Source organism: Vibrio coralliirubri, assembly GCF_024347375.1.
Classification (GTDB): Bacteria; Pseudomonadota; Gammaproteobacteria; order Enterobacterales; family Vibrionaceae; genus Vibrio; species Vibrio coralliirubri.
The window spans coordinates 1,747,919-1,761,115 of record NZ_AP025471.1; the positions used below are offsets into that span (position 1 = coordinate 1,747,919).

A 13,197-nucleotide genomic window follows, 5' to 3' on the forward strand; every position below is an offset into this window, starting at 1 on the left:
GAGTGTATTGAGCATGTTTACCTTGTTGGTGACGCTGGCTAAGTCATACTTCTAGGCTCAGAGCATTTCCGTTCCCACTGCGATACATTACTCTTGCTAAGAGCCGTTGAGTAAATGAATAGGAAGTTAATAGTGCCTCAAGTAATCCCGAATATTGGCTTTAACCATGAGAAAACGGCGCAAGCTGAGCTGGAGTTTGTACCCTTGTCTCGGCTCTATTCAGAAAGCAATATTAACCACGATCCTCAATTGCCACATCGTGTCAGCTTCTTCCTGATTCTGTTTATCGAGCAAGGCTCAGGCACGCACATGGTCGATTTTGAGGACTACTCTTTTAACCAAGGGAGCGTGTTGTTCATTCAAAGAGAGCAGGTGCACGCCTTTGATTTCAGTAACAAGCCACAAGGCACTGCGGTTTTGTTTACTCAAGCGTTCTTAGACAGCGTTCACGCTAATATGAAGTTGCCAAACTACACGCCTACTCATTTGAACAAGGCGCACTCGGCATTGTTGTCACTAGACGAGTTCCACCAAGAGCGGACGCAAAGTATTATTCAGCAAATTATGACGGAGCTGAATCAGCCAGAATCCGATCCCTTGATTGTGATGTACTTGTTCTCCGCACTAGCCCTGATTCTTCATCGCCTACGACCAGAAGTGAAGCAAGACGCCTTGAGCTTGCAGCAAAACATTAAGTTTGCCCGCTACTTTGAGCTTCTTCAAAACAACTACCTGCGTGTGCGAGATGCAAACTGGTACGCCAATCAAATTAACACCACCTACAAGACGTTGAACCAAGTATGCAAAGTCGCAACGGGGTTAACTGCCAAGCAGATCATCGATTCTTTTACCGTTTTAGAAATGAAGCGTCAGCTGGTAGTAACCAATATTACGTCTCAGAAAATGGCATCGGATTTTGGGTTTGAAGACGCCAGTAATTTCGTTAAGTACTTTAAAAATCATACTCAAATGACGCCGAGTGAGTTTCAAAAGAAGTATTCCAAGCCCTCACTCTCTGAATAGCTAGTAGGTCGACACGAATCATCTAAGGTTCGATATCTACCATTTTTCTGCCTAAATCCACTCTGCCGTGAGCCTCTTTCGTTGACTAATATAGTTTCCAAGCCAACGAGAGGACTCAATAATGAAAACAATAACCAACGCATTCCCAACAACATTCAAAGCAGCTGAATCTACAGCGACGAAACTCAAATCAACACTACTCACGGCAAGCGTACTCGCGGCCTCTATGATTACCGGCACGGTTGCGGCACAAGAGATACCTATTCAAGAAAAAGCGGTAGCGGTTATTTCGAGCATTGAAACGGGCGACGCAAAAGCGGTGAGCTACATTAACCCTGAAAAGTACATTCAACATAACCTAGCGGTAGGTGATGGCTTAGCGGGCTTTGGTGAAGTATTACAAATGCTTCCAGAAGGTTCAGCGAAAGCACAAGTGAAGCGCTCATTTCAAGACGGTGATTTCGTCGTAACACACACTGAATACAACTTCTTCGGCCCTAAAGTCGGCTTTGACGTGTTCCGTTTTGAAGAGGGACAGATAGTTGAACATTGGGATAACTTGCAAGAAATTGCCAAGCCAAACGCAAGTGGGCGAACTCAATTAGATGGTGCGACTAAAGTCGTAGACCTCGAGAAAACGGATCAAAATAAGCAACTGGTCAGTGGCTTTGTCAAAGACATCTTGATCGGCGGTGATATGGCGAAGATTAATAACTATATCGACAATGAAGACAGTGCTTACTTACAGCACAACCCAGGTGTAGCCGATGGCCTAAGCGGTTTGGGTGAAGCTTTGGGGGCGTTAGCAGAAGCGGGCATGCCAATGGTTTATACCGCTAACCATAAGATTTTGGGTCAAGGTAACTTTGTGTTGTCGATCAGTGAAGGCCAGTTCATGAATAACCACGTCGCTTTTTATGACCTGTTCCGTGTTGATAACGGCAAGATCGTTGAGCACTGGGACACCATCGAAACCATTCCTGCGCGTTCAGAGTGGAAAAATGACAATGGTAAATTTGGCTTCTAAACCTAAGTGAAGTTGAAGCAAATATGACTTATTTAAGCGGTACTTTCATCGAGGAAGTGCCGCTTTTTTATTGCTCAATTTGATGGTTAACATGGGGGAGGTACTGTCGTTATAGGATTTTACAATGTAAATTGAAACCGAGTGAACGAGAGAAATTGCATGGAAGAGGTTGGACCTTTATGGCGTTTGATGTCAAAAAATGAAATAGAAAAATGGCTATTTTTTGAACTTGGCGCTCACTTTTGTGATTAGCTCGGTGAATTGTTGAACTGAATTGGACATGATGTGTCAATTGTCAGTAACCACTAAAGACCTATAGGACAAAGGTATGCCTGATCTCTATTGCAAAGGATGTAAAAAAACAACACTACATAAGTCTATAATGAAACGTTGTGAGTCAGAGCCCGAGACAACCTCTGGCCGTATGATGCAATGGACATCAAAGCTATTTAGTGGAAATCTGTATTACGATATGGAAACTCAGCACTTCTGCCGCACGTGTAACTGCCGTTGCGAAACAGGAAGTACTGTGCCCCAAGTTGGTTTAGCTTAACTTACAGTAAGCGCTCACTAACTTAGATCAAAAAACCTCCGTTTTAGGAGGTTTTTGCGTTTCTATGCGGCTTTGAGTGCTAGCTCAGCATCAATGGCGTCGCCATCAATCTTCACATCCCAACCGTAGTTTGAGTACTCATTTGCTAGTGCTTGAGCAACATCTTTTGATACCGTTACGTGTGTCCATGAACCAATACCGTAAGGTTTATATGCGAGTTCTTGCGTTTTCATAATAGAGTCATCCTTTCTCTTTGATAATTCTATTATTCACTTTGGCCTATATGCTTTCTTTCGTTTCCGGCTCAACTTATTTGTTAATCGGGTCATTTCTATAATAATTTGTTAATAACTAGAGTTTGATTTATAAGGGCTGTTATCTATTTGTATGTATTTATATTTGGTGTGAATATCATCTGTACATTTAGTTTTTAAATGTGTGAGCGAGGTTTTCTTCGATTGCTGTTGGTATGGAATATACTGAGCGGAATTTAGAATGTTTAAGGAATGTTATGTCTCAGCATCAGCTCGATCGTATCGATAAAGAGATACTAAGAATTCTGCATATGAAAGGGCGTTTACCTGTGGTTGAACTGGCAAAACAGGTCAACCTTACGACGTCACCTTGCTCTGATAGACTCAAGCGATTGGAGAAAGAGGGCTACATCACGGGCTATCATGCTGAGCTTTGTTCAGAAAAGCTGGGACTCGATGTTCAAGTCTTTATCCATATTCGTCTCGATCAGACTAGCTTTTCGATCTTCGACAAATTTGCCCAAGCGGTAGAGATGATGCCTGAGGTGGAAGAGTGCTACTCACTGTCGGGTGACTTTGACACCATGATCAAGGTTCGAGTGAAAGACATGAAGGCGTATCAAGCGTTTATGGCAACCAAGTTGGGCACCTTACCTGGTGTGATTCAGACACGCAGTGAAGTGGTGATTGAAGAGCACAAAAAGGGTTTTGGCGTGAACCCTGAGTTGTTGGCAACTCTAAAATAGTGGCCTGCTTTCGCCTTACCAAGGTGATTTAGATATAAAAAAATGGAAGCTAATAAGCTTCCATTTTTTGTTGAGCGTCAGATAAAGAGCGATCCGATAAACTTGTTCGGCTTACAGCGTAATGGCCGCAGAGATTAAGCCAATCACACCACCGAATACACCGCCCCAAACAACCAACCAACCAAGGTGTTTCTTGATCATGGTCTGAACCATCTCTTTAACCAGTTTAGGTGTTAGTTCATTCAAGCGCTGATCGATGATCGCCTCAATGTTCTCTTTGATTTCATCCATCATCGCAGGTGATTCTAGCTCGTCTTTGATAGCATTTTTTACAGAATCACTCTTGCTGATTTCAATCACAGATTCTTGCATCTTCTCAACAAACGGCGCTTTCATTGGTTCTAGTGCTTCTGTGCCACCAAACATTGCTAACATACCGCCAAATTGAGAGTTCTCGATAACATGCACCAGTGAGTCGAATGCAGGGTTAAAGTCGATCTTCTGAATCACAGGCTCTAGATTGAGCGACTTTCCTGTCATCTCGCTGCTTAGGAAGCGGTCGATGTTACTTTCTGTAAAGAATTGCTCCATCATCAGTTGCTTGATGGCTGCCTTGAACTCTTCAAAGCGCGCTGGAATAACGCCAGAACCGTATAGGCCGGGTACTTTCTCGAACAACATGTGAATCGCAAGCCAGTTGGTGATGGCACCAGAAAAGGCGAATAGGCCTGCATAAAGCAAGTATTGGTTTGCTGTCGCATAGCCGCCAGCAAGCAGTGCTAACGCAATAACGTTAGTTAAGACACTTTTGTTCATGGTTGATCTCTAGAAAGAATATTGCGCGCATTTTAAGAAAAAAACGCCAAGAAAAAAACAAAAGGATCGATGAAGTTTATTGGACAGGTAGCAAAGAGCACCAAATAGCAGGCATAAAAAAGGCTAGCCTCCCCCCGAAGTCTAGCCTTATTCCAGAACGCGCAAGCGAGGCGTCTTTGGTGTTAATGTCATTATATAATTACGACATAACATTCTGCCACGTGTAATTTACCGCCAATAAACAAATTGGTGTGAATCACGCCGCACTTTTAAAATAGCACAAAAATTAAGCGCTCGTGGCTTGCTCAAGATCATCGGCAATGAAGCCACCGGTCTGGTGGTTCCATAGCTGCGCATAAATACCATTCTGGTTAATCAGCTCTTGGTGCGTGCCTTCTTCTACGATATTGCCGGCATCAAGCACGATCAGACGATCCATCGCTGCAATGGTCGACAGGCGGTGTGCAATCGCAATAACCGTTTTGCCTTCCATTAGCTCAATCAAGCTCTCTTGAATCGCGGCTTCTACCTCAGAATCGAGTGCAGAAGTTGCTTCATCGAGAACAAGTAAGGGAGCATTTTTCAAAAGAACACGTGAGATAGCGACACGTTGACGCTGACCACCAGAAAGCTTAACGCCACGTTCACCCACTTGAGCATCGTAACCAACGTTGCCAAACGGGTCGGTTAGCGTTTCGATAAACTCATGAGCGTGCGCTTGCTTGGTTGCGGCGTATACCTCTTCGTCTGATGCCTCTGGTCGACCGTAAAGAATGTTGTCTTTGATCGAACGGTGCAGCAGTGAGGTATCTTGGGTCACCATACCTATGTTGCTACGCAGAGAATCTTGAGTAACGCTCGAGATCTCTTGGTCATCAATCAGGATGCGACCACTTTCTACATCGTGGAAACGCAGCAGTAAGTTAACTAGGGTCGATTTACCTGCACCTGAACGGCCAACCAAGCCCACTTTTTCACCCGGTTTGATGTTGAGGTTTAGGTTGTTAATCACTCCCTTATTCTCACCGTAGTTAAAGCTTACATTGTCGAAGTTGATACCGCCTTGTGGAACGTCCAGAGGCTTCGCGTCTTTCTTGTCTTCGATAGCGATAGGCTTAGACAGGGTTTTAATGCCATCAATCACGGTACCAAGGTTTTCAAACAGACCACCGATTTCCCACATGATCCATTTCGACATGCCGTTAATACGCAGAGCCAAGCTGACCGCAATCGCAATCGCACCCACGGTGATCGCGTTGTCTAACCATAGGTAGATAGAGATGCCCGCAATACTGAACACCAACAAGTAGTTAGCGAATTCAACGCAGATGTTGAAGCCAGTAACCAAGCGCATTTGGCGATGAACCGTATCTAAAAAGCCTTCCATGCCTTCTTCGGCATATTCTGTTTCTCTTTTGCTGTGTGAGAATAGTTTGACCGTTGCGATGTTGGTGTAGCTATCAACAATACGACCCGTCATCAGTGAACGAGCATCCGCTTGTTCGGAAGACACGTCTTTTAGCTTTGGCACGAAGTGCAGTTGAATGCCGATGTAAACGAATAGCCAAATCAGCATCGGAGCCATCAAGCGCCAATCTGATTCAGCAAGCATGAACAGCATCGCCGTGAAGTAAACCGTTACGTAGACAAACACATCGACCATTTTGGTCACGGTTTCACGCACCGCGAGCGAGGTTTGCATCACTTTGGTCGCGACACGTCCGGCGAAGTCATCTTGATAAAAGGACAGGCTTTGCTTCAAAAGGTAGCGGTGCGCTAACCAACGAATCGACATTGGGTAGTTGCCCAGCAAAGTTTGGTGAAGCAATAGCGAGTAAACACTGATCAAGATTGGCATCACAACCAACAGCAGAATACCGAGCCCCATCAATGTCGACTCGTTGTCTGCTAAGAAAGTGTCTGGGTTGCTTGTTGATAGCCAGTCAACCAATTGCCCCATGTAACCGAACAGCGCGACTTCGATGATCGCGATGGTCATGCTCATCAACCCGAGTAAGATCAACGGTTTTTCGAAACCTCGAGTGTAATGGCGGCAGAATGCCAGTATGCCAGTAGGAGGTTGTATCGGCTCTCCCTTTGGAAAGGCTTCAGTAAAGCCTTCAAATTTCTTGTACATAGATTTCCCTTTATAAACTAGTGCATCTATAAGCGACTGCATCGTTGGTGCAGCTTTGTTTTTATGGTCTTGATTTGAAATTTAACTGTCTTAGTTTGAAATTATATAAGCGCCCATGGGTTCTTATCAGTATTAAGTCATTCGATGGATTTTGTTCTAGCGCCTATTTAGGCACTTGGCTTTAAAACACTAAAACTTTGTCTAAGCGATGCAGGAAAGGTCCAAAGAATGTCTTTCATGACGCTTATTTTAGATTGAATTAGACAGGAAAAGTTAAGCTTATTTCAAACGTAATTGATTGTTATGCAACGGTGATAATCCTAACGCTAAATGGATTGAATTGTAATCAAAACTCGTGATGGGCGAGAAAATGGAATCAGAATATTTATCCATAAAGTGACTTAACGAATATGCATACAGTTGGTTCTTTCTGATGTGCTGTTATCTTGCAGTAAAAATTACCGATTAATCTAAGATTTGCAGTAATTGTTTGGGATAAATATTCAAATCAATATTCTTTTCAGTGAATCTTGTCGTAACAAGTTGTTTACAATTCTGAAGTAAATAAAAGATAGGGACGGTTGAAATGTTAAACCTACACAAAAAATCACTTCATATTACTAATGTTCAAAACGCGAATTGCGTTGTTATGGTGCCGCCAAAAGAGTTTAAATTTAACGAAGAAACAGCACGTGATAACGAATTTCAGCACAGAGTGAATCTGACCGAAGCTGAGGTGAAGGTAGAAACGATGGTCGAATTTAAGGCTATGGTCGCTTCGTTGCGTAAAGAAGGTGTGCAAGTTGTAGAGTTTGATTACCCAGAATTGGGCGTTGAAACGCCGGATGCTGTTTTCCCAAATAACTGGTTCAGTACCTGCAGTGATGGAAGCTTATTCACTTTTCCTATGGCGTGTGAAAACCGTCAGAATGAAGTTAAGCCAAATGCTCTTATTGAAGCGTTAGAAGCGTCGGGTCGCATTGTTAACCACAGTGAATCTCTAGAGTCTTACATCGCGCAGGGTTCTTATCTAGAGAGCACAGGCGTGATGGTTATCGACCATATCAACAAGACTATCTATGCTGCGCTTTCTCAACGTTGTGACCGCGAAGTCTTGGAAGATTACGCAAAGCGCATTGGCTATTCTCGCGTGGTCTCTTTCCAAACTGCGCTGCCATCTGGTCAGCCGATTTACCATACCAATGTGATGATGGCGATTGGCGATAACTTCTGCGTGATCTGTGATGAAGTGATTCCTGAATTTGAACGCCGTTTTGTGGTGAAGTCGCTTGCTAAAGATAAGCAGGTTATCTCTATCTCAATTGATCAGATGAACCGATTCTGCGGCAACATTCTGCAATTGGAAACCGTGAATGGCGATAAGGTAATCGCGATGTCTCAATCGGCTTACGATGCGTTTTCTCCAGCCCAGTTAGCTCAGCTTTCGACACACGGAAAACTGCTACCATTTAACGTGAAAACGATTGAAGACATTGGTGGTGGTTCGGTGCGATGCATGTTGGGAGAGGTGTTCTTACCAACGCGAGTGAATCGCTTGTAACAAGTATAGAAAGTATAACAAGCGCTCACTTCAGTAATGAATCTTTGAATACCACTCTTATCGCAGAGTGGTATTTTTGTTTTTATCTATCACAAATAAGAGAACAGAGCTCGATACAGGAGTCAACGCTCAAAAGCTAACGGAAAAAGCTATGAAGCGTCCTTGAAAGCTCTGTGTTCGATGAACTGAGCCGACAGTGTCACGACTTCCTTGGAGTAGACAAGCGCTGTGTGGTTGAGTTTGAGGGCGTAAGTATCCGTTGCTCCTCTCAGGTTGGCGTCTTCGAGTGTGACTGTGCCATCGCCAGGGTTTCTTCCCAGAACAATACGTCCGACTCCGGCGTCGTAGGTACCTGTAATCACGCCAATCGGCACATCAATATCGTAGTCACCCAAGCCATCGCTTAAGATCATTTTGCTCGAACCAAATATAAATCCAAGCCCATGATTAGACAGTGTTTTGGCGATAGTTGCCCCATTGTGCGGAGTACCTGCTGTAATAATGCAGGTGTCTGCAAAGTCGGGTTGGTAGAACTTAAAGTAGTGGCGAATCAGCAAGCCACCGAGTGAGTGACCAAAAAAATAGACCTCATCGTACTCATTAAAGCGAGCATTCACGAAGCGATTGAGGCGTTTGGCTGCAGAAGGGAAACGCAGCGAGTTGTAGGCAAATTTGTGCGTTGTAAAGCCGCGTTTTTTGAAGTTTCTATCCAGATATTGCATGATCAACGCAGGCATATATAGACCATGAATTAAAACTATATGTTTGTTTTTATTATTCATTTTCGTCCTCCGTCTGATGATGTCTCCAGTATATTTAGTCGCAAATCTAAACTCAATAAAACTTGCTACTAATGGGACACAAAAGGCAGAGGTGTACGTTATAAACAGAGCCTTTGTTATAGAGAAAGGGTGGGTTAGTCCGATCTCACTCCACCATACACATCTATGGTTAATCCGCCTTGTTTGGCGTAAGTATTGGGTGTTAGACCGATGGTTTTCTTTAGGTAACGAATCAGGTGCGGTTGGTCGCTAAACCCAAATTGAAAGGCGACGTCCATCCAGTCGATGTCATCCAAATTTCGCTTATACAAGTATTCCAACATCGCTTCGAGTTTGTTCATCGATTGGCACTGTTTTAATGTCAGCCCTGTTACCTTGTTGAAGCTTCTTTCTAATGTTCTTTGCGAGCAAAACAGCTTGTCGCCAAGCTCTGCAATCTGTGTCGAACCAAGCACACCCAACACCTTGCGTGTGAGTTCGCTGTGCCTATCCGTTTTAGCTGTCGATAGCCAAGGAAGCAGCAAATCATCTAACTGCTGACAGCAGGCCTCAACATCGGTTTGAGCAAGCTTGATCAGCGACATTGCTTCGGCATTAGGATTATCTAACAAACTCGCGAGATCGATAGGGTTAACAGTGTCTAGGCTGGGGTGCGGACAGTCTGGAATATCTAACGAGTACAAGGCTCCGACATGGAATTTAATACCTAAGTGAACAAAGGGCTTTGAGTGATCCAATTCGATGGCTTTATGGTGTGGTAACAGCAAGTGGCAGCCAACGCCTTGATCGATTTGTTGCTCAATCGTGTAGTGATATGCCTGCTCGCTTGGCGATAGGATCAGGTGAGCCGATGGATCGGGATTGAGTATCGGAAATTGATGAGTTTGAGCGTCGGGTGTCTTTTCGATCAGCCAGTAGCAATCAATGAACTGAGCAACTTCAGGAGATTTTGGAGACTGTAACCAATTGATCATTAGACCTTCTATTTCAGATGACTGTCACCTCCAACTATATGTGGATATCGTTATCGGTGACAGTTTTTATCAGTATCTATTATCAGAACTGAACTTTCAGCTTTGTTCTGAAATTTAGTCAAAATCAAACTGCAAGATACGATGTTTTGAAGATAACCCAGCGCGTGTGATGGCCTTTTGTGCTCCAATGTTGCTGCTTTCCGTAGAACAGATAGCTTCTATCCCTTGGCTGTTAGCGAGCTGCTTTAGAAAGTTAAGAACACGCGTTGCTAAGCCTTTACCGCGTTCTTCTGGAGCGACAATCATGCCTAAGTCAGCATACTGCGTTTGATGCTCATCGAACTTACGGCATTCTCCTGTAGCGAGCACATGGTCATTTTCCCAATAGCCCCATAGCTCTTGGCGAGCAATCAAGTTGCTGTAGTAACCGGTCAGCCACTCTTTGGGAGCGCCAATTGCTGATGAAGCAAATTCGACTAGTTGCTCGAGTTGCTCTTCCGTCGCGAGAGTCATCTCGATGTTTCCAATGCTGTGTTCGACGGCTGTTGGACGCTGGCGAAACATCAGTGCGTTGACTTTGAAGGACTCAGTATTGTCCAAGCATAGTGACAGATATTGTGGTTCAGCCGTACTTACAAATGCGCCTTTCACCTCACCAACCACAGAGCTGTTGTTTTCTACGATTAAGGTGAACAAGTCTGCAATATTGGTGTTGGCGGTTGGTGCTAGATAGAACTGAAGTAAGTAGCCTTCACCATTCAATACGCAATAACCGACAAGTTTGTCGCCTTCGTAAAAGCCGTAATGGTCAGACATAGGTACAAAGCCGAAGTGCCACATACCATCAAGTGGTGCTGTTGAATCAGCAAAGTAAGCCATTTTAAGTTCGCTTAAGTCGCTCAATGTTGAGATTTTTTTGATGTCTAACATCGCTTGAATTCCTGTTGTTTCGATTCGGTAGAGTACGTGACTGCTGTCTGGTTCCCAGGTGCGTCGATTGACGATGCTATAAATTGATTGGCTGAGCCACGTTTCAATGACAGCAAGTGTAGGTGAGTAACTGAGATAGGTATTGAACAAAAACGACAGTTTTGGATTAGATAGAAAAGGGGCTTTGTTGCGTAATTAAATTTAGAGATAGAGCCAACCCGTTTCGCTTGTTTCTTAGTCAATACGACAAGTTTCAGGCATACCTAACCCAGTAAGCTTGTTCAACGCTTTTATCATCGCGTAAGTTTCACCCACCTGGGCATTGTAATTTCTTAAGCTCAGTTTCCCTCCTAGCAACTGTTTAACTCGATACATCGCTGTTTCTGAGAGTGAACGTTTGTGGTATCCATACGGCTTTGTTGCGTAATTAAATTTAGAGATAGAGCCAACCCGTTTCGCTTGTTTCTTAGTCAATACGACAAGTTTCAGGCATACCTAACCCAGTAAGCTTGTTCAACGCTTTTATCATCGCGTAAGTTTCACCCACCTGGGCATTGTAATTTCTTAAGCTCAGTTTCCCTCCTAGCAACTGTTTAACTCGATACATCGCTGTTTCTGAGAGTGAACGTTTGTGGTATCCATACCGCTCTTTCCAATACTTATTTGAGTCGTATAATTTCTGGCAACCCACGGCGAAATTTCGAGGGTGACCACGCTCCCAGAAGGCAGCCCCTTCTCTTGGGGGAATAAGCGCAATAGCTCCCTTAATCTTAATAGCAGCGTGACACGCTCTCGTGTCGTAAGCGCCATCACCAGACACCTCAAGGATACTTCGGCGTGTTTGTTTCAGTAAGTTCGGGAGTACTTCTCCATCTGTAACCGTCGATAAACTTAGCTCGGCGGCAATGATCTCATGAGTGTTGGTATCGACTGCAATATGCAGCTTTCGCCAGACTCTACGCTTGCCATCCGTCCCATGTTTTTTGACTTTCCATTCACCTTCGCCATAAACCTTAAGGCCAGTAGCATCAATGGCTAGGTGCTGTATCGCTCCTCTCGTTTTAGTCTTAAATGAAACCTCAACTTGCTTGGCTCTACGACTGATGCAGGTGTAATGCGGACAACTTAACGGTACATGGGCTAACCTAAATATCGAGTCGATAAATCCTTGCAGCGCTCTCAATGGCATAGAAAAAACTCGTTTGACCATGAGTGCTGTCGTGATAGCTAAATCACTGAACCGACGCGGCCTACCGCGCTTATTCTGTTTGCTTTGCGCCCATCCGCTTATTGCTTCTTCATCAATCCAAAAAGTCAGAGAACCACGGTTAATGAGTGATCGGTTGTATTGCTTCCAGTTGGTTGTTTTATAACGAGGCTTAGGCATAGGACTACGAGATAGAGTGGAGGTAGCTGATCAGATCGTAGGTTCTTGATTTAGTTCCATTGAATTACGCAACAAAGCCCTGTGGGATATCAAAGCTAAATTGGCGGGTATGCCGTTACACCAATTATTTGGTGGTAAGTCTCGTGATGCTATTCCTGTATACACACACGCGACTAGCGACACGATGGAAGGTATTTATGAGCTGGTGGAATCTTTCCTAGACAAAGGCTACAAGCACATTCGTTGTCAGCTGGGTTTCTATGGCGGTGTTCCAACCGATTTGCATACCACTCAAAACCCGACTGAAGGTTCGTACTACGACCAAGATCAGTACATGGACAATACTCTAACGATGTTTAAGTCGCTGAGAGAGAAATATGGTAACCAATTCCATATTCTTCATGATGTTCATGAGCGCCTATTCCCGAACCAAGCGATACAATTTGCCAAAGAAGTCGAGCAATATAAGCCTTACTTCATTGAAGATATTCTGCCGCCAAACCAAACGGAATGGTTGGATAATATTCGTAGCCAAAGCTCAGTTTCATTAGGTTTAGGAGAGTTATTTAATAACCCTGAAGAGTGGAAATCATTGATTGCTAACCGTCGCATTGATTTCATTCGTTGCCATGTTTCACAGATTGGTGGCATTACCCCAGCCCTGAAACTAGGCCATCTATGCCAGAACTTCGGTGTTCGTATTGCATGGCATTGCCCGCCAGATATGACGCCAATTGGTGCAGCGGTAAACACGCATTTGAATGTGCATTTACACAATGCCGCCATTCAAGAACATGTTGAGTACAACGAGAATACGCACAAGGTATTCCCGAACGCTGCAGAGCCAATTAATGGCTACTTATACGCTTCTGAAATCGCAGGTATTGGTGTTGAAATCGACCGAGAGGTTGCAGCCGAGTTCCCTGTTATGTATCGCCCCCACGAGTGGACTCAAAGTCGCCTTCCTGATGGCGCGATTCACACTCCATAACTCATTGAGTTAACCC

General features: G+C 44.2%; 12 protein-coding genes and 1 pseudogene. 5 read left to right on the top strand and 8 right to left on the bottom strand.

What is annotated here, in order from left to right; all coding sequences use genetic code 11:
* The first annotated feature begins 132 nt into the window (after nt 1-132).
* A complete protein-coding gene (locus tag OCV20_RS24505; RefSeq protein ID WP_082243015.1) occupies nt 133-1,023 on the top strand; it encodes a helix-turn-helix domain-containing protein in 891 nt (296 codons plus the stop codon).
* Between the two features lie 121 nt (nt 1,024-1,144).
* A complete protein-coding gene (locus tag OCV20_RS24510) occupies nt 1,145-2,050 on the top strand; it encodes a nuclear transport factor 2 family protein (protein WP_414503113.1) in 906 nt (301 codons plus the stop codon).
* A 615-nt stretch (nt 2,051-2,665) separates the two neighbouring features.
* On the opposite strand, the gene OCV20_RS24520 is transcribed toward OCV20_RS24510, so the two are convergent.
* Entirely contained in the window at nt 2,666-2,836 is a 171-nt protein-coding gene (locus tag OCV20_RS24520; protein ID WP_019823299.1) for a hypothetical protein, read from the bottom strand.
* A gap of 278 nt (nt 2,837-3,114) precedes the next feature.
* Here OCV20_RS24520 and OCV20_RS24525 point away from each other — a divergent pair, with 278 nt between their 5' ends.
* On the top strand, nt 3,115-3,603 hold the full coding sequence (locus tag OCV20_RS24525) for an Lrp/AsnC family transcriptional regulator (RefSeq protein WP_004732526.1): 489 nt from the start codon (nt 3,115-3,117) through the stop codon (nt 3,601-3,603).
* Between the two features lie 111 nt (nt 3,604-3,714).
* Here the strand turns inward: OCV20_RS24525 and OCV20_RS24530 are convergent, their stop codons facing one another.
* Together OCV20_RS24530 and OCV20_RS24535 are read right to left on the bottom strand one after the other, a co-directional pair.
* Complete coding sequence (locus OCV20_RS24530) at nt 3,715-4,419, bottom strand: DUF445 domain-containing protein (protein WP_017065155.1); 705 nt, start codon at nt 4,417-4,419, stop codon at nt 3,715-3,717.
* A gap of 286 nt (nt 4,420-4,705) precedes the next feature.
* Entirely contained in the window at nt 4,706-6,556 is a 1,851-nt protein-coding gene (locus OCV20_RS24535; protein WP_048610210.1) for an ABC transporter ATP-binding protein, read from the bottom strand.
* Nucleotides 6,557-7,142: 586 nt separating this feature from the next.
* On the opposite strand from OCV20_RS24535, the gene OCV20_RS24540 reads away from it, so the two are divergent.
* Nucleotides 7,143-8,117: an arginine deiminase-related protein gene (locus OCV20_RS24540; protein ID WP_086774997.1), complete on the top strand. Its 975-nt coding sequence runs from the start codon at nt 7,143-7,145 to the stop codon at nt 8,115-8,117.
* Between the two features lie 149 nt (nt 8,118-8,266).
* Here the strand turns inward: OCV20_RS24540 and OCV20_RS24545 are convergent, their stop codons facing one another.
* From OCV20_RS24545 to OCV20_RS24565, 5 genes are all read right to left on the bottom strand, one after another.
* Nucleotides 8,267-8,899 (bottom strand): esterase/lipase family protein, encoded by a 633-nt coding sequence (locus OCV20_RS24545; protein ID WP_048610139.1) that lies wholly within the window; start codon nt 8,897-8,899, stop codon nt 8,267-8,269.
* A gap of 134 nt (nt 8,900-9,033) precedes the next feature.
* A complete protein-coding gene (locus OCV20_RS24550; RefSeq protein WP_086774996.1) occupies nt 9,034-9,873 on the bottom strand; it encodes a helix-turn-helix domain-containing protein in 840 nt (279 codons plus the stop codon).
* A gap of 114 nt (nt 9,874-9,987) precedes the next feature.
* The gene (locus OCV20_RS24555; RefSeq protein WP_086774995.1) at nt 9,988-10,803 is read right to left on the bottom strand and encodes a GNAT family N-acetyltransferase; all 816 of its coding nucleotides are present in this window, start codon (nt 10,801-10,803) and stop codon (nt 9,988-9,990) included.
* A 234-nt stretch (nt 10,804-11,037) separates the two neighbouring features.
* Nucleotides 11,038-11,277: a hypothetical protein gene (locus tag OCV20_RS24560; RefSeq protein WP_420918770.1), complete on the bottom strand. Its 240-nt coding sequence runs from the start codon at nt 11,275-11,277 to the stop codon at nt 11,038-11,040.
* Entirely contained in the window at nt 11,270-12,190 is a 921-nt protein-coding gene (locus OCV20_RS24565; protein ID WP_086773621.1) for an IS5 family transposase, read from the bottom strand. Before OCV20_RS24565 ends, OCV20_RS24560 begins: the two co-directional genes overlap by 8 nt.
* 76 nt (nt 12,191-12,266) lie before the next feature.
* On the opposite strand from OCV20_RS24565, the pseudogene OCV20_RS24570 reads away from it, so the two are divergent.
* Nucleotides 12,267-13,181 (top strand): annotated as a pseudogene (locus OCV20_RS24570) (enolase C-terminal domain-like protein); the annotation flags it as partial.
* Nucleotides 13,182-13,197 lie beyond the last annotated feature (16 nt).